The sequence below is a fragment of the Prevotella sp. P5-64 genome, assembly GCF_002251285.1.
Classification (GTDB): domain Bacteria; phylum Bacteroidota; class Bacteroidia; order Bacteroidales; family Bacteroidaceae; genus Prevotella.
Map to the genome: position 1 here is coordinate 1 of NZ_NPJK01000013.1, position 17,556 is coordinate 17,556.

Annotated in this window: 13 protein-coding genes; 10 read left to right on the forward strand and 3 right to left on the reverse strand. The window is 43.4% G+C overall.

Annotated elements, in window-relative coordinates:
- Positions 1 to 216 precede the first annotated feature (216 nt).
- From CIK87_RS03090 to CIK87_RS03100, 3 genes are read right to left on the reverse strand one after another with little or no spacing between them, the layout of a single operon-like run.
- Complete coding sequence (locus tag CIK87_RS03090) at positions 217 to 1,767, reverse strand: peptide MFS transporter (protein WP_094385383.1); 1,551 nt, start codon at positions 1,765 to 1,767, stop codon at positions 217 to 219.
- 5 nt (positions 1,768 to 1,772) lie between these two features.
- A complete protein-coding gene (locus CIK87_RS03095) occupies positions 1,773 to 2,516 on the reverse strand; it encodes a porin family protein (RefSeq protein WP_094385385.1) in 744 nt (247 codons plus the stop codon).
- Positions 2,516 to 3,871, reverse strand: a complete 1,356-nt coding sequence (locus tag CIK87_RS03100) for a LysM peptidoglycan-binding domain-containing protein (protein ID WP_094385432.1) — start codon at positions 3,869 to 3,871, stop codon at positions 2,516 to 2,518. Before CIK87_RS03100 ends, CIK87_RS03095 begins: the two co-directional genes overlap by 1 nt.
- Before the next feature lie 108 nt (positions 3,872 to 3,979).
- Between CIK87_RS03100 and CIK87_RS03105 the strand changes: the two genes are divergently transcribed.
- The 10 genes from CIK87_RS03105 to CIK87_RS03150 all read left to right on the forward strand — a co-directional run bounded on the left by CIK87_RS03105 (position 3,980) and on the right by CIK87_RS03150 (position 17,531).
- Positions 3,980 to 4,687 carry a gliding motility-associated C-terminal domain-containing protein gene (locus CIK87_RS03105; RefSeq protein WP_022311403.1) on the forward strand — a complete coding sequence of 236 codons (708 nt, stop codon included), beginning with the start codon at positions 3,980 to 3,982 and terminating at the stop codon, positions 4,685 to 4,687.
- Between the two features lie 19 nt (positions 4,688 to 4,706).
- Positions 4,707 to 7,535, forward strand: a complete 2,829-nt coding sequence (uvrA, locus tag CIK87_RS03110; RefSeq protein WP_094385387.1) for an excinuclease ABC subunit UvrA — start codon at positions 4,707 to 4,709, stop codon at positions 7,533 to 7,535.
- Positions 7,536 to 7,677: 142 nt separating this feature from the next.
- A complete protein-coding gene (locus CIK87_RS03115; protein WP_094385389.1) occupies positions 7,678 to 9,300 on the forward strand; it encodes an ABC-F family ATP-binding cassette domain-containing protein in 1,623 nt (540 codons plus the stop codon).
- A 48-nt stretch (positions 9,301 to 9,348) separates the two neighbouring features.
- Positions 9,349 to 9,924 (forward strand): nucleotide exchange factor GrpE, encoded by a 576-nt coding sequence (locus CIK87_RS03120; protein WP_022311400.1) that lies wholly within the window; start codon positions 9,349 to 9,351, stop codon positions 9,922 to 9,924.
- Positions 9,925 to 9,943: 19 nt separating this feature from the next.
- Positions 9,944 to 11,092, forward strand: coding sequence for a molecular chaperone DnaJ (gene dnaJ / locus CIK87_RS03125; RefSeq protein ID WP_022311399.1), 1,149 nt, complete (start codon positions 9,944 to 9,946; stop codon positions 11,090 to 11,092).
- 6 nt (positions 11,093 to 11,098) lie between these two features.
- Complete coding sequence (locus tag CIK87_RS03130) at positions 11,099 to 12,385, forward strand: folylpolyglutamate synthase/dihydrofolate synthase family protein (protein WP_094385391.1); 1,287 nt, start codon at positions 11,099 to 11,101, stop codon at positions 12,383 to 12,385.
- A 177-nt stretch (positions 12,386 to 12,562) separates the two neighbouring features.
- Positions 12,563 to 13,654: an aldose epimerase family protein gene (locus CIK87_RS03135; RefSeq protein ID WP_094385393.1), complete on the forward strand. Its 1,092-nt coding sequence runs from the start codon at positions 12,563 to 12,565 to the stop codon at positions 13,652 to 13,654.
- Between the two features lie 34 nt (positions 13,655 to 13,688).
- The gene (locus tag CIK87_RS03140) at positions 13,689 to 14,984 is read left to right on the forward strand and encodes an MFS transporter (RefSeq protein WP_094385395.1); all 1,296 of its coding nucleotides are present in this window, start codon (positions 13,689 to 13,691) and stop codon (positions 14,982 to 14,984) included.
- A gap of 44 nt (positions 14,985 to 15,028) precedes the next feature.
- Positions 15,029 to 16,189 (forward strand): galactokinase, encoded by a 1,161-nt coding sequence (gene galK / locus CIK87_RS03145; RefSeq protein ID WP_022311395.1) that lies wholly within the window; start codon positions 15,029 to 15,031, stop codon positions 16,187 to 16,189.
- A 181-nt stretch (positions 16,190 to 16,370) separates the two neighbouring features.
- The gene (locus CIK87_RS03150; RefSeq protein WP_094385434.1) at positions 16,371 to 17,531 is read left to right on the forward strand and encodes an aldose epimerase family protein; all 1,161 of its coding nucleotides are present in this window, start codon (positions 16,371 to 16,373) and stop codon (positions 17,529 to 17,531) included.
- Positions 17,532 to 17,556: the final 25 nt, after the last annotated feature.

Genomic DNA, 17,556 nt, shown 5'->3' on the forward strand with positions numbered 1-17,556 from the left:
TTATTTACAAACTTTATGTCACAGTTTCGCATCGGAGTATATTCTTTTTTTCGTGGTAAAGTTAGTAAATATTTATAAATCAAGCATATACAAAGCTGTTTTTCTAATGGCGGTCATTAGAAAATGACAAGAAACTTTTTCTAATGACCGATTTGGGTTAAAGGCTGATTTCTATACGTTTAGAAATCAGCCTTTAATAGTAAATAATCTATCTGCCTATGCTGTCATTTCCTTCAGCTTCTTGAGCAATGCAAACATTACCAATGCGCTGACGAGACAAAGCGCGATGAGGATACCCCAGTTGTACATCAGTGGTATTCTGTTCCACAACATAGATGGGATTGAGCTCAGGTAGTTACCAATGGCTGTGGCAACAAACCATCCACCCATCATAAGGCCCTTATACTTAGGAGGTGCAACCTTGGAAACAAATGAGATGCCCATAGGCGACAGCAACAGCTCTGCCAGTGTAAGGGTAAAGTAGGTAGAGATGAGCCATCCTGGAGACAGTATGCTCTGGGTCTTGTCGCCCAATGACATCGGCGAAATAAGGTCGGTAGATGCCATGGTGATGACGCCAAATCCAAGAGCGGCCACAAGCATACCCCATGCGATACGGGTTGGTGCGCTAACCTCTTTGCCCTTGTTGGCAAGAGCGCCGAAGAATGCCATGCTGAATGGGGTGAGTGCTACTACGAAGAATGGATTGAACTGCTGGAAGTCTGATGGCTGTGCGTATGTAGGATTGTCCATTACTGCATAGAGAGCGTAGGCTCCAGAGAGCAGCAGAACGGTAGCGACACCACAGATAGCACGACTGCGAGTAGACTTGGATTGGAATGTTGCAAAACCGGTATAAACAGAGATGGCGATAAGAGCCAAACTGAAGATGTTGAATCCGATGCGCATAGTGCCGCTAACAGTCAAGTCGGTATACTTCTTCGCAAAGAATGTAAGAGCCGAACCGTTCTGGTGGAATGCCATCCAGAAGAAGATAACCACGGCAAAGACGAGCAGCAATGCCACGATGCGGTCTTTGGTCTGCTTGGGAGTCAACTCCTCTACGGCTACAGCCTGCTCCTTGGCCTGCTTGGCAGTAACATCGGCATGCTTGAACCATCCGCGGAAGGCGAAATAGATGACAGCTGACAGAATCAGAGAGATACAGGCTACACCAAAGCAAAGACCGTATGCGCCAGAGAGGGCCTGGAGATAACTGGGGTCAGTGTTTGCTGCGTTATATTGTAAGCCATAGTGAGACAGATATACGTTGGTAATCCATTTAGCCATTGAGGGGGCAAACATTGCACCGATATTGATAGCCATATAGAAAAGGCTGAAGGCCGAATCACGACGTGATGAGTACTTGGGGTCGTCGTAGAGGTTACCTACCAATACCTGGAGATTGCCTTTGAACAAGCCGGTACCCAATGACACGCAAGCCAGTCCGCCAAACATGGAAATCTGTCCGATAGTATCGGCCTCTGTGGGGATGGCAAGACCCAGATAGCCGAGGAACATTGTGGCAAAACCAATGGTTACGCACTTGCCATAGCCAATCTTGTCGGCTATCATACCGCCAAAGAGCGGAGCAAAATAAACTACTGCCAGGAATATGGCATAAACCTGTCCGGCTTGTGACTCTGTCCATCCGAACTTAGCCTGCATAAACAGGGCAAAGATGGCAAGCATGGTGTAATAACCGAATCGCTCGCCGGTGTTGGCAAGAGCCAACGCATAAAGACCTTTAGGTTGTCCTTCAAACATAATTATTATTTTTTGGTTTTGGTTATATCAAACAGATAAGCAGCCTTGATGATTATATTGCCAAAGTTGGAACTGCCAAAGTAATCGCGCTTGGAGTCGCCGTATATGTTGCCGAGTCCATAGTAGTATCGGGCCTCTATCAGGAAATGCCCTACCTTGGGCACGGTGTACTCCATGCCTGCTCCGACGGCAATGCCATAATCAAACTTGTTTTCTACGGCCATTGTATCTTGTGCAACCACGGTCGAAACGCGGTCATTCATATTGCAATCCTTAACATTAAAGTTGCTTTTGGTCTTCTCGCTGAGATAGAACCCAAATTGTGGACCCAAATTCACAAAGAAACTGACGCCCTTGTATTCCTTTCCCCATGCCAAATGGGCCAATATGGGGACCTGTACATAGTTGATAGTACGGCTATAGTTTTCTGCCAATCCTGTGACGGGATTGATTACAGCCTGGTTGTTGATGTCAAGAATATCCTCCTTCCATCCCAACTGCGAATAGTTGACCTCTGCATATACTGAAGCAATGGTCTTGAAATATTTTTCGCATACATAGCGCATGGACAAACCACCTGTAAGGCCGCCATGATAACCTTGAGTCACCTTAGGGGTAAAACTGACATTGCTCAGGATATATCCGCCATTGACGCCCAATGTGAAATCGTTCCGATGTTCGCCTATCTGCGACATGACGGAAAGAAACGGCATCATGGCTAAACTTAAAATCAAATATAACTTCTTCATTAATATGTTATAGATTCTATCGTTTGGTCGTTTTTATAGTGAATTAACTGGAAACAGGCATTCTCCATACCTCCGTTAGTGTTCTTGTCAAAGTACAACTGTGTCTGAATGGGTTTCATGACTTGTTGCTTTTTTGTTCCGGAAAAGCTCTGTCCGTATTTGTGCAATCCATTGATGAAATATATGGCATGGTCGTAACCGGTCAAGGCAAACTTGGGGAGTGCCTGGATGGTCTCGGTCTTGAACCACTGTCGATAAAGGGCTTCTATCTGCTGGGTCGATTCGGACAAAGGATTGTAATAGAAAGTGGTAGGGATATATGCATCAAACTGATAATAATTGGCAAGATTGTATTTGGTGTACATAAGCCACTCAGTATAGCCAAAGACGGAAATCTGGACATTGGGTGCTGTCATCTTCAGACCATTGAGTTTGGCAAAAACAACATTAAGTTCTGGAGACCGTCCCGAATTAAGTACAACTACATTGGGGAGAGTACGGCTGAATGCCTTACCGAACTGCTGTTCAGATGATTTGATATTGGTAATGCTGTACTTGATGCCTTTGCTATCCAGCTGCTTTCTCAAACCGAATGTGAAAATGCCCTTCTTGCTGGTGCTGTCATTGCAATCTACAAAAATGGCGTGGTGCTTGGGGAAACGTTCCATAAAGGCATAGATAGCCTTCTCGTTGAGACGCTCGGGCGACTGGTAAACTTGGAAAATCTGGCTATTGTGTTTCACCTCGTCGCCAGTGATGGAAAATGGGATAACCATCTTAATCTTATATGTCTTGCAGAATTCGGCAAGATACTTGACCTGATTGGAATACAGCGGGCCAAAGATGATATCACAATTCTGGGCGCCCTTGTCGAGCAAAGTCTGGCGTATATCCGCATCTATCGGTACATTCCATGCGTGGATATCAACTGAGATATTTTGGGCTTTCATCTGCTCGCATGCCAAAAGGAAACCTCGGTAATACTCAGTCATGCGTTTGCCGTCGCCATCAACATTGTGCAGAGGCAGCATCATGCCTATTCTAATGGCTCTCGAGCGTATATCGATGTCTTTCTCGGTGCTCTTCTTGGATGGTTGCTGTACCTCTTTGGGCTGTGATACAAAGGGGATGAACACAATGTCGCCCTTCTTCAACTGATAGCCGTCCTTTTTCATGTCAGGATTGGCCTCCATCAGCTGGTCAACGGTGATGCCGTATTTATGGGCAATGCCATAGATGGTATCTTTCTTCTTGGCCTTGTACAAGTCTTGCCAATTGTTTATCTGGGCATCGCAGACGGCACACGCCATAAGGAGCATGGGCAGCAAAATATAGCGTAACAAACGTTTATTCATTATCTTTATGATTATTTCCATTTGCAAAAATACAAAAAAACTATTACTTCACTCCCAAAACTCTAAACTTTTTGTTAACTTTGCTATCTATTTTTAAGTTCATACACAATGAAGATAGCAAAATTAGTTTTTTTATTGCTAACACTTGGCATATTTGGTCCCGTCTATGCTACACCAGGAATGCCATCAATCGCCCCTTCGGTTGTATTTACAGATGCTGCTGGCAACGAGAGTACGGACAGTTATTTCTCTGGTTCGGCGCCTATAAAAGCGACCTTCAAGCTCAACCCCTCTGATGCGGATGGATGGACGGCGCATTACGAATGGCGCTTCTTCAAAGAAGGTAAAGAGAATGAGCCATATCTTGTGAGATATGAAGAAGATACAGAATACATATTTGCCGAATCGGGAGTCAATCATGTGGTATGCTACACGGTGTTTACCCTCGGGGCAGACACGGTCAGATACGAAGCTGACTATTGGCGTGAGGCCCGCTTCACGGTAACCGTCTACGAAAGCAAACTCGAATTTCCAAACGCTTTCTCTCCCAATGGAGATGGTATAAATGATATCTATCGCGCCAAGCCTGGATATCAGAGTATTGTAGAGTTTAAGGCTATTATTATCAACCGCTGGGGCCAGAAACTGTATGAATGGAATGATCCGGCAGGTGGCTGGGACGGCACATTCAAAGGAAAGGATATGAAAACCGGAACATACTACTGCGTCGTCAAGGCACGCGGTGCAGACGGCCGCGTATTCAATATCAAGAAGGATGTAAATCTCATGCGTGATTACATCGAAACCGAACATTAAAGAAGATATCTTCAGACCGATGAAAGATAAGAAAGAAACTATAAATGTATGGGGGGCACGCGTGCACAATCTCAAGGATGTGGATGTCACAATTCCCCGCAACTCACTCACAGTAATAACAGGCTTGTCGGGTTCTGGCAAGTCTTCGTTGGCCTTTGATACCATATATGCAGAGGGTCAGCGGAGATATATCGAAACCTTTTCGGCATACGCACGCAATTTTTTGGGCAATATAGAACGCCCCGACGTGGATAAAATTACCGGTTTAAGCCCTGTAATCAGCATTGAACAAAAGACCACCAACAAGAATCCCCGCTCAACGGTCGGAACTACTACCGAAATATACGATTATCTGCGTCTGCTCTATGCAAGGGCTGGTACGGCATATAGTTATTTGTCGGGAGAGAAAATGGTAAAATATACAGAGGAGCAGGTGATGGAAATGATACTCGAACAGTATATCGACCATCGCATCTTCATCCTCGCCCCCTTGGTCCGTCAACGCAAAGGACATTATCGCGAACTCTTTGAAAGCATGCGGCGTAAAGGATACCTCTATATACGCGTAGATGGAGAGATAAAGGAGATTGAGCGTGGCATGAAGGTTGACCGATACAAGAATCATAACATCGAGGTGGTTGTCGACAAACTGAAAGTACGTGGTAAAGACGACGAACGGCTCAAGAAAAGTGTGCAGATAGCGATGCGCCAAGGCGACGGCACGCTAATGATTTTTGACGAACACGATAATAGCATCAAGAATTACTCCAAGCGTCTTATGGACCCTGTAACCGGGTTGTCGTATGGTGAACCGGCTCCAAATATCTTTTCGTTTAATTCTCCTGAAGGCGCCTGCCCGCGATGCAAAGGTTTGGGTGTGGTCAACGAAATAGATTTAAACAAGGTAATACCCGATGACAAGCTGTCTATCCGTGATGGAGCAATATCTCCCTTGGGCAAATATAAGAACCAAATGGTATTTTGGCAGATTGATGCTATCCTGCAAAAATACGACTGTAACTTGAAGACGCCCGTATGTGATGTCCCACAGGAAGCCATGGACGAAATTCTCTATGGAACAATGGAAAACCTGAAAATTCCTAAAGAAGTGGTTCATACATCAAGTGATTACTTTGTCACCTTTGATGGTATCATCAAATACTTGCGTGACATCATGGATAATGATGACACATCGGCAGGACAAAAGTGGGCTGAACAGTTCCTGGCCACAAACGTATGTCCCGAGTGCCATGGATTAAGACTCAAAAGGGAATCCCTCTCATACAAGATTGGCGACCGGAATATCTCTGAAGTCGCCAATCTGGATTTGAATGAATTGGCAGAGTGGCTATCTAATATGGCTGAGGGCCTGTCGACAAATCAAAAAATAATAGCCAGCGAAATAATAAAAGAACTACGTACTCGTGTTGGCTTTTTATTAAATGTGGGCCTTGACTATCTGTCGCTTAATCGTCAGTCGGCAACCCTCTCTGGTGGAGAAAGCCAGCGCATAAGGCTGGCCACGCAAATCGGAACAAGGCTTGTCAATGTTCTGTATATTCTTGATGAGCCAAGTATCGGCCTTCATCAGCGTGATAATCAGCGGCTCATCAATTCGCTTAAAGAACTGCGTGATCTGGGGAATACTGTAATCGTTGTCGAGCATGATGAAGATATGATGAGAGCGGCTGATTGGATAATTGACATCGGTCCCAAAGCTGGGCGTAAGGGTGGTCAAGTGGTGTTTCAGGGTACGCCCGAAGAAATGCTTCACCGCGATACAATCACGGCCAATTATCTGAATGGAATCCAGAGTATACAGATACCAGCTCAACGTCGTCGGCCTAATGGCAAGGCGATAGTATTGCACGGATGTACTGGCAACAATCTGAAAAATGTTGATGTCGAGTTCCCTCTTGGTGTCCTTACTGTTGTTACCGGTGTCAGTGGTTCTGGTAAATCTACACTGGTAAACGAGACTCTTCAACCCATATTGGCGCATCATTTTTATCGGGCATTAAAGAAGCCTATGCCCTACTCTTCTATCGAAGGGTTAGAATATCTGGACAAAGTGGTAACTGTTGACCAAAGCCCCATTGGTCGTACACCGCGAAGCAACCCAGCGACTTACACCGGTGTATTCTCCGATATCCGCACCTTGTTTGTGGGGCTCCCCGAAGCTAAGATTCGTGGTTACAAGCCTGGTCGCTTCTCATTCAATGTTAAAGGCGGCAGATGTGAAACTTGTGGAGGAAATGGATACAAAACAATAGAAATGAACTTCTTGCCAGACGTGATGGTGCCATGCGAGACCTGCCATGGCAAGAGGTACAATCGTGAGACTCTGGAAGTAAGATATAAGGGCAAGTCCATTGCAGATGTTTTGGATATGACCATAGGCCAGGCGGTAGAGTTCTTTGAGAACGTTCCATCAATTTTGCCTAAAATCAAGACGCTGCAAGACGTCGGACTGGATTATATCAAGTTGGGACAGTCAAGCACTACCCTCTCTGGTGGAGAGAGCCAGCGTGTTAAACTCGCAACCGAGTTGGCTAAACGGGATACTGGAAAAACTCTGTATATATTGGATGAGCCAACTACCGGATTGCATTTTGAAGACATCCGAATATTAATGAATGTAATAGAGAAACTTGTCGACAAGGGTAATACAGTTATAATTATCGAGCATAATCTTGATGTCATTAAATTGGCTGATTATATAATCGATATGGGTCCTGAAGGTGGTCGAAACGGAGGCAGGGTGCTCGTAACCGGAACTCCCGAACAAGTGGCAGATTGCAAATTAGGATATACTTCAAAATACTTAAAGCTGGCATTGGCAAAATGACAAGTGCTGACCGAATGGGATTTGTGGTCGTTTTTAACACGTTGCATGTGGGTCGTTATAAAAAACGAGCATATATATTTTGTTCTACCCAAGAGTTTTTGTAACTTTGCACACTAAATTATAAATAAGGTATATACAAAAGATGATAACGCTTACCAATCTTGCCATTCAGTTTGGCAAACGAGTATTGTACAAAGACGTCAATATCAAATTTACTCCAGGAAACATTTATGGTGTTATTGGTGCCAATGGTGCCGGCAAGTCAACGCTGTTGCGCGCCATCAGCGGCGATTTGGAGCCCAACAAGGGAACTGTAGAACTTGGTCCTGGTGAACGCCTCAGCGTTCTTGAACAGGACCACTTCAAATATGATGACTACAGCGTAATGGACACTGTACTCATGGGGCATCAGCCCCTTTGGGAAAACATGAAAGAGCGTGAGCGTCTCTACTCTAAGCCGGAAATGACAGAGGAAGATGGCAATAAAGCAGCTGATCTGGAATTGAAGTTTGCTGAAATGAATGGTTGGGAGGCTGAATCTGATGCGGCTCAATTGCTCCAGAACTTGGGCATCAAGGAAAACTTGCACCAAAAGCAGATGGCTGAACTTGCCAATAATGAAAAGGTAAGAGTTATGTTGGCTAAGGCCTTGTTTGGCCATCCTGAGAATCTTCTTCTCGATGAGCCTACCAATGACCTCGATTTGGATACTGTAGAATGGTTGGAAGACTATTTGAGTGAAATCGACGAACGTCAGACAGTCTTAGTCGTATCGCACGACCGTCACTTCCTTGACTCTGTCTCAACTCAGACTATAGACATTGACTTCGGTAAGGTTACCGTTTTTTCTGGTAACTATAGTTTCTGGTATATGAGTTCACAGTTGGCTCTTCGCCAAGCCCAGAACCAGCGCATGAAGGCTGAAGAGAAAAAGAAGCAGTTGGAGGAGTTCATCCGTCGTTTCTCCGCGAACGTGGCCAAAAGCAAGCAGACTACATCACGTAAAAAGATGCTTGAAAAACTTAATGTGGAGGAAATCCGTCCTTCAAGCCGTAAATACCCAGGTATCATTTTCCAGATGGAACGTGAACCCGGAAATCAGATACTCGAAGTCGAGGGGCTGAAAGCTACAGACAACGATGGTAACGTGTTGTTTGACAATGTCAGCTTCAATATAGAAAAGGGACAGAAAGTTGTGTTCTTGTCACGCAATCCGAAGGCAATGACTGCGCTCTTTGAGATTGTGAACGGTAATAAAGAGGCTGATGCAGGTACCTTCAAATGGGGCATCACAATAACAACTGCCTACTTGCCCTTGGACAATACCGAATTCTTCCAGAGCGATATGAATTTGGTGGACTGGCTGTCGCAGTACGGACCTGGCAATGAGGTTCAGATGAAGGCCTATTTGGGAAGAATGCTGTTCTCTGGTGAAGAAGTAATGAAGAAGGTAAATGTTCTTTCGGGAGGCGAAAAGATGAGATGTATGATTGCACGCATGCAGTTGCGTAATGCCAACTGTCTCATACTTGACACACCTACCAACCATTTGGACCTTGAGAGTATTCAGGCATTTAACAATAATCTTACTTCGTTCAAGGGAAATATCATTTTCAGTTCACATGACCACGAGTTTATTGAAACTGTAGCTGATCGCATCATTGAACTTACACCTAATGGAATAATAGACAAACTGATGAGCTATGATGAATATATTCATGATGAGCAAATCAAAGAACTCAAGGCAAAACTCTACGCAGAGTAGTGTTTGGCATGCTTTTTGTTATTCCAAAAGTAATAAAAGATAAGTATTATGAGTGAAGTAAAAGAAAACAAAGTTAACGAAGAAACGTCATCAGAGGCTAAAGATACCATCTCTTCTCAGGCTGCTGATGACTCTAAGAATACCTCAACAGAGAGTTCTGAAGAAGATGCAAAAGAATCTTTAGATGCTCTTAATAAGGAACTGGCCGAAACTAAAGACAAATATCTGCGTACCTTGGCCGAATTCGAGAATTATAAGAAACGTACCATCAGAGAGAAAGCTGAATTGATTCTTAATGGTGGAGAAAAGGTTATCACTGCAATTCTTCCTGTTCTTGATGATATGGAAAGAGCTATAACCAATGCTACCAAAATAGAAACTAAAGAGGCTCTTGAAGAAGGCTGGGAACTTATCGACCAGAAGCTGCATAAGACTCTCGAAGGGCTTGGTCTTAAGCGCATTGAAACGGAAAACTCTGATTTTGATGTGGATTTCCATGAAGCTATAGCCAAAGTCCCTGGTATGGGCGATGACAAGAAGGGTAAGGTCGTTGACTGTACCCAGACTGGCTATATGCTGAACGATAAAGTGATACGACATGCCAAAGTTGCTGTTGGCGATTAATACATTATTATATTAACGTATGGCAAAGCGCGACTATTATGAGGTGCTGGGCGTTAGCAAAAACGCAACTGAAAGCGAGATTAAAGCCGCTTATCGTAAGTTGGCTATAAAGTATCACCCCGACAGAAATCCAGATAATGCTGAAGCTGAAGAAAAATTCAAAGAAGCGGCAGAGGCTTATGATGTTCTTCACGATTCACAGAAGAGACAACAATACGACCAGTTCGGATTTAACGCACCTGGTGGCGGATTCGGAAGTGCCGGAGGATTCGGTGGAGGATTCTCTATGGATGATATCTTCTCTATGTTTGGCGATGTGTTTGGAGGACATGCCGGCGGCTTTGGTGGATTCGGTGGAGGTCGTCCGCAATACAGGGGTACTGACTTGAGACTCACTGTAAGGCTTTCGCTTCTGGAGATATCGACAGGCGTAACAAAGAAGTTCAAGGTAAAGAAGGACATTACATGCAGCCATTGCCATGGAACAGGCGCCGCGGATGGAAGTGGCAATACGACTTGTCCGACTTGTCAAGGTCGAGGCTATGTCGTAAAAACAGTTCGTACGATGCTGGGCATGATGCAGACCCAAACGGACTGCCCAACATGTCATGGCGAGGGTTCTGTTATCAAGAATAAATGTAAGGCATGTAACGGCACCGGCGTCGAAAAAGGCGAAGAAGTCGTTGAAATCAACATCCCTGCTGGAGTCGCAGAAGGAATGGTCGTAAATGTCTCTGGTAAAGGAAATGCCGGTCCACATAATGGAATAAACGGCGATATTCAAGTCTACATCAAAGAAGAGGAAAACGATACATTCGTCCGTGACGGTCAAGATGTCATCTATAACCTTCTGCTCGATTTTCCTACAGCTGCACTTGGTGGTGAAGTCTCAATCCCTACTATTGAAGGAAGTAAAGTAAAAATCAAGATTGAGCCTGGTACCCAGCCAGGTAAGACACTGCGCTTGCGCGGGAAGGGACTGCCTCATGTACAAGGATATGGAACAGGTCATGGCGACTTGGTTGTCAATATCAGTGTTTATGTTCCGAAAGCCTTGAGTAAGCAGGAACGCGCTGCAATTGAAAGTATGCGTGACAGTGATAATTTCAAAGGAGACGCAAGTACTAAGAAATCGATTTTTGACAAGTTCAAAAACTATTTCAGTTAAGGTGTTATGAACTATCGGGAAACTGTTAATTATCTATATGAATGCACCCCTGTTTTCGAACATGTGGGTGCATCTGCATATAAAGAAGGTCTGGATAATACTCATGCGCTTGACAAACACTTTGGTCACCCGCATCAGCACTATAAGATTATTCATATTGCGGGAACTAACGGTAAAGGTTCTTGTTCTCATACGCTTGCTGCAATATTGCAAGCTATGGGATATAATGTCGGACTATATACATCTCCGCATTTGGTAGATTTCAGAGAACGTATCCGGGTAAATGGCGAAATGATACCCGAAGAGTATGTGGTGGACTTTGTCGACAAGGAAAAGAATTTCTTCACACCCCTTCATCCTTCGTTTTTCGAGCTAACCACAGCAATGGCCTTCAAGTACTTTGCGGAGAAGCATGTTGATTACGCCGTTGTCGAGGTAGGCCTTGGTGGGCGTCTTGATTGTACAAATATAGTAACTCCAATATTGTCAATCATTACTAATATAAGCAAAGACCATACCCAATTCCTTGGTGAAACATTGCCTCAGATTGCAGCGGAGAAAGCGGGGATAATCAAGCCCAATACGCCTGTCGTCATAGGGGAAGCAATCCCTGAAACGCGTCATGTTTTTGAACACAAAGCAATCGAAACACACTCCAAGATTATTTTTGCAGAAGACGCTTGCGAAGTTGTCTCGGTTGATAAATCTCAGGGTGGTGGTATCTCCTATCAAACGGTTAACTATGGCGTCGTTACGGGTGCTCTGATAGGAGAATATCAAATAAAAAACACAAATACAATCCTATGTGCTATCCGAGAATTAGGCATAACGGATGTTGAGGCTGTGAAGAAAGGATTCCTCAATGTTGTTCAGCTGACTGGCCTCATGGGAAGATGGCAAATATTGTGTAACCAGCCATTGATAGTATGTGATACAGGACATAATGTTGGCGGTTGGAAGTATTTGTCAAAGCAAATTATCCACCAAGAATGTCATCAAAAGCACATTGTATTCGGAATGGTTGATGACAAGGATATTGATTCTGTTATGGAGTTGTTGCCCAAAGATGCTATTTATTATTGGTCACAGGCAACTACGCATCGAGCTATTCCAAGTCAGGTTGTTGCTCAAAAAGGGCTTGCTCACGGACTTGTTGGTCGTGTTTACGATAGCGTTGAGAGCGCCTATATGGCTGCGCTTGCAATTGCCGTCCCCAATGATTTCGTTTTTATAGGTGGAAGCAGTTATATTGTGTCTGATCTGCTTGCCTGTCTCGCGACACCAAAAGAATAATTGTCTTTTGGTGTCGTTTTCTTTATATATAGCGGTACATTTCGCCAATCGTCTATTGCCATAGTGCTTTGTTAATTGTTTTTAACGCAACAAACGCGATAATAAATGGCGTGACTTTTGTGGTATTCACTTTTTTTTATTTACTTTGCAAGTACATAAAGTAACTAAAAACTTTTTATGATGAGCACAACAGAAACAGAACACATCTGTGGCCTGAGACGAGAAGACTTTCAGGCCACAATCAATGGAAAGAAGACAGACTTATACTTCCTGAAAAATAATCGTGGCAACGTGGTGGCTATTACCAATTATGGTGGCGCATTGGTTGCAATTATGGTTCCTGATAGAAATGGTGTAAAGGCCAATGTCATACAAGGACATGACAATGTACAAGATGTCATCAACAGCCCGGAACCCTATCTTTCGACCCTCATTGGTCGCTACGGTAATAGAATTTGTAAAGGCAAATTCCAGTTGCATGGCAAAGAGTATCAATTACCCATAAACAATGGTCCCAACAGCTTGCATGGCGGAAAGAAAGGATTTAACGCTAAAGTATGGGATGCCAGACAAATGAATGAACACTCTTTAGTTCTTGAATATACCAGCCCTTATGGCGAAGAGGGCTTCTCAGGCGAAGTTAAAACTACTGTTGTTTATAGTTTTACTGATGATAACGAACTTGTTATCGATTATATGGCCACTACAAATAAGAAAACCATCATTAACCTTACAAGCCACGGTTTTTTCTCTTTGTCAGGTATTGCTAATCCAACTGCAAGTATAGAGAATCTTATTTGTCAAATAAATGCTGATTATTATCTTCCAATTGACGAAACGAGTATTCCTACCGGAGAAATTCGTTTTGTAAAAAATACTCCATTCGATTTTACCTCACCCAAAGTTGTTGGCAAGGACATAGACGCCGATGACGAGCAAATCAGGAATGGAGCTGGCTACGACCATTGCTTTGTTCTTAATAAGAAAGAAGAAGGAGAGCTTAGTTTTGCTGCAAAAATCGTTGAACCCGTGAGCGGTCGTACTATGGAGGTTTATACAACAGAGCCAGGTGTCCAAGTCTATACAGACAATTGGGCTGATGGCTACAAGGGACAGAATGGAGCTACATTCCCCCGTCGTAGCGCAATCTGTTTTGAAGCTCAGCACTTCCCCGATTCCCCCAATCACCCATATTTCCCATCTGTCGTGCTTAAACCCGAAAGTAAATATACGCAGAAGACCATATACAAATTTGGCGTAGAACAATAGAATAATCATAATAACATCATTAATAACAAGTAAAATGGAAAAATTAGAAAAGAAACAAGGTAGTATTATTGCCATTTTGGCAATGGTCTTCCTTTTTGCGATGATTGCGTTTGTGACTAATCTCTGTTCGCCGATGGCAGTTATCCTGAAAAACAATTTCTCAGTAAGCGAATCGCTTGCCCAAGTTGGTAACTATGGCAACTTTGGTGCCTACCTCCTTATGGGTATCCCTGCAGGATTGCTTATTCAGAAGTTTGGTTATAAGACTACTGCATTGGCTGCTTTGGTTGTGGGTATCGTTGGCTTACTTGTCCAGTGGCTTAGCGGCTCTGTCGGATTCGTAGTGTATCTTATTGGTGCCTTTGTATCAGGACTTTGCATGTGTATGCTTAACGCTGTAGTTAATCCAATGCTTAATCTGCTTGGCGGAGGCGGTAACAGAGGAAATCAATTGGTTCAGATTGGTGGAGTCTTCAATTCTGCCGCAGCCGTATGCGTTTACATCCTTATGGGTAGCCTTATCGGCGATGCAGCTACAGCAAAGGTTTCAGACGCCCAACCTGCATTGTTTATAGCCTTGGCAATCTTCATATTTGCCTTTGTCGTAATATTCTTTACTAAAATCCAAGAACCACAGCAAGCTGCGAAAGCTAAAGAAGCAAAAGACGAGCACAGTTGCTATTCTTTCCGCCATTTCAAACTCGGTATGTTGGCTATTGCTGTTTATGGTGCAGTAGAGGTATGTCCTCCTACTTACATCTTCTCTTATCTTACCGCTGCAAAAGATGCTACTAATCCTGGATTAGGAATGGATGCAGGTTATTGCGGTACACTGGGTGCTGTTTACTTTATCTTTATGCTGATTGGTCGTTTCGTTGGTGGTATGATCGGTGGCAAGATTTCTGCCAAGTCCATGATTACTACCGTCAGCATTGCGGCTATCATCCTTACTGCAGCAGGTATGCTTTTGCCCGAGACCATGATGGTAAAATGTCCTGGTATCGACTATACCCATCTTACTTTGGTATGGGGTGAGATACCCGTCGGAATCTTTGCATTCCTGTTGGTTGGCCTTTGTGCTTCTGTTATGTGGGGTGGTATCTTCAATCTTGCCACTGAGGGACTCGGAAAATATACAGCTGCTGCCTCTGGAGCCTTCATGATGATGGTTGCTGGTTTTGCTGTTATGATCTTTATTCAGGCTAAGGTTATCGACTTTACTCACAACTACATCTCCAGCTTTATTGTAGTACTGCTGAGTGCTGTATACATTTTATATTATGCACTTCTCGGCTCAAAGAATGTGAATAAAGACATTTCTGTAGAATAACATTACAATTATTATATTGTCTAACCTTTTTGAATTTACAAACTATGGATATTGAAAAAGTAAGAAGCCGCTTCATCAAGCATTTTGATGGCAAAACTGGTAACATTTATATGTCTCCAGGTCGTATCAATCTTATTGGTGAGCATACTGACTATAACGGAGGTTTCGTCTTCCCAGGAGCTGTAGATAAAGGTATTATGGCAGAGGTGCGCCCTAATGGTACTGATACAGTCATGTGCTACTCTATTGACCTTAAGGATCGCGTAGAATTTAAGGTTAACGACCCCGTAGGTCCTCGCACTACTTGGGCAAGATACATTTATGGAATCGTGCAAGAAATGAAGGCCCTCGGTGTGGATGTTAAGGGTTTCAATACTGCTTTCTACGGAGATGTACCACTTGGTGCAGGCATGTCTTCTTCTGCTGCTTTGGAGAGTTGTTTCGCATTTGCGCTTAATGACCTTTTTGGTGACAATAAAGTTTCCAAATGGGATTTGGCTCTCGCCGGACAAGCTACGGAGCATAAATATGTCGGTGTAAACTGTGGTATTATGGACCAGTTTGCAAGTGTATTTGGTAAGGAAGGCAAACTTATGCGTTTGGATTGCCGTTCTCGAGAATTCGAGTACTTCCCTTTCAACCCAGAAGGCTACAAATTGGTGCTGCTTGATTCCAAAGTTAAGCACGAACTCAAGGGCTCACCATATAACGACCGCCGCAATAGTTGCGAGAATGTAGTAAAACACATAGCCGCCAAACATCCAGAGTCTCATTTTGAGACACTTCGTGATTGTTCTTGGGAGCAATTGGAAGAGGTTAAGGATGAGGTAGGAATGGAAGACTACACTCGCGCACACTTCGTTCTTGGAGAAAAGGATCGTGTACTTGCTGTATGTGATGCTTTGCAGAAAGGCGATTATGAGACCGTAGGCCAAAAGATGTATGAGACCCATGACGGCCTTAGCAAGGAGTATGAAGTTTCTTGCGAGGAGCTTGACTATCTCAATGAGTTGGCTAAGGAAAATGGTGTCACTGGAAGTCGCATCATGGGCGGTGGCTTCGGAGGCTGTACCATCAATCTGGTAAAGGACAGCATCTATGACTCATTCATTGCTAATGCAAAGCAGAAATTTGCCGAGAAATATGGTCATGAGCCAGCTGTATACAACGTCGTTATCAATGACGGTGCTCACAAAGTATGCTAATTTAGCATAGGTTCTTACGGCAAATAATATCATCTAATAATTATAAAAAAGCCATTGTTCTATACGGACAGTGGCTTTTTTTGTATCCATTAGAAAATAATCATTGCAAATGGCCGTTTATCTAAAAAAAAAGATGTATATTTACACCCAAAAAGGAAATAATACTAAAAACAACGAAATAATGAAAAGAGTCAGAAATCTAACATTATGCATTGGAATTATAACCGTTTTCCTCTGCGCTTGCTCAGGTGGTGGACAGCGTACTATCTCTGGACTTAACCCTGCTGATTTTGATACCATAATCAACAACAAAGCCGTAAAGCTGTTTACCTTGACCAATGAAAGTGGTATGGAAGCCTGTATCACCAATTATGGTGGAAGACTCGTTTCATTGTGTGTACCCAACAAAGCTGGACAATTGACAGATGTGGTCTTGGGTTTTGACAATATTCATCAATATGCTGATACGGTCAATACACCCAGTGATTTCGGAGCATCTATTGGCCGTTATGCCAATAGAATCAATAAGGGACAGCTTAAAGTTGGCGGAAAAACAATTCAGCTACCGACCAATAACTTTGGTCACTGTCTGCATGGCGGTCCGTCTGGATGGCAGTATCAAGTATATGATGCGGTTCAACCGAATGACAGTACTCTGCAATTATCAATTGTATCTCCCGATGGAGACAACAATTTTCCTGGAACGGTAACCGCTAAAGTCATTTATACATTAACAAGCGATAATGTATTGGATATCAAGTACGAAGCTACTACTGATAGAGAGACTGTAATCAATATGACCAACCATTCTTATTTTAATCTGACTGGCAATATGAGCCAGGCAGGTACAAATATGGTTCTTTATATTAATGCAGACAATTATACCCCAATTGATTCGACTTTTATACCCAATGGCAAGGTCAAGTCTGTCTATGGTACCCCATTGGATTTTACCAAACGCCATGCGCTTTATGAAACGATTGGTGATACAAGTTTTGAGCAAATCAAGTATGCCAGAGGATATGACCACAATTGGTGCCTGAACACATATACCAAAGGCAAAGGTAACGACAAAATAGTTGCAGCAAGCCTTTATGCTCCCAATACAGGAATTTGTCTTGAAATGTTCACTACCGAGCCTGGCGTACAAGTATATACAGGCAATTTCCTTGATGGTAAAGTTAAAGGAAAGCATGGCATTGCTTATCCCAAGCATGCGTCGGTATGCCTGGAAAGCCAGAAATACCCCGATTCACCGAACAATCCTAATTTCCCATCTTCATATATCAAACCTGGCGAGACATACATTAGCCATACAGCATACAGATTTAGAGTCAAGTAGTGTGCCGACAGATATAATGAGGACC

Coding starts and splice junctions, on each gene's coding strand:
- CIK87_RS03135 (WP_094385393.1), top strand. CDS start 12,563: ATGATGAGCACAACAGAAACAGAACACATCTGTGGCCTGAGACGAGAA.
- dnaJ (WP_022311399.1), top strand. CDS start 9,944: ATGGCAAAGCGCGACTATTATGAGGTGCTGGGCGTTAGCAAAAACGCA.
- CIK87_RS03095 (WP_094385385.1), bottom strand. CDS start 2,516: ATGAAGAAGTTATATTTGATTTTAAGTTTAGCCATGATGCCGTTTCTT.
- CIK87_RS03090 (WP_094385383.1), bottom strand. CDS start 1,767: ATGTTTGAAGGACAACCTAAAGGTCTTTATGCGTTGGCTCTTGCCAAC.
- CIK87_RS03140 (WP_094385395.1), top strand. CDS start 13,689: ATGGAAAAATTAGAAAAGAAACAAGGTAGTATTATTGCCATTTTGGCA.
- galK (WP_022311395.1), top strand. CDS start 15,029: ATGGATATTGAAAAAGTAAGAAGCCGCTTCATCAAGCATTTTGATGGC.
- CIK87_RS03115 (WP_094385389.1), top strand. CDS start 7,678: ATGATAACGCTTACCAATCTTGCCATTCAGTTTGGCAAACGAGTATTG.
- CIK87_RS03130 (WP_094385391.1), top strand. CDS start 11,099: ATGAACTATCGGGAAACTGTTAATTATCTATATGAATGCACCCCTGTT.
- CIK87_RS03150 (WP_094385434.1), top strand. CDS start 16,371: ATGAAAAGAGTCAGAAATCTAACATTATGCATTGGAATTATAACCGTT.
- CIK87_RS03120 (WP_022311400.1), top strand. CDS start 9,349: ATGAGTGAAGTAAAAGAAAACAAAGTTAACGAAGAAACGTCATCAGAG.
- uvrA (WP_094385387.1), top strand. CDS start 4,707: ATGAAAGATAAGAAAGAAACTATAAATGTATGGGGGGCACGCGTGCAC.
- CIK87_RS03105 (WP_022311403.1), top strand. CDS start 3,980: ATGAAGATAGCAAAATTAGTTTTTTTATTGCTAACACTTGGCATATTT.
- CIK87_RS03100 (WP_094385432.1), bottom strand. CDS start 3,871: ATGAATAAACGTTTGTTACGCTATATTTTGCTGCCCATGCTCCTTATG.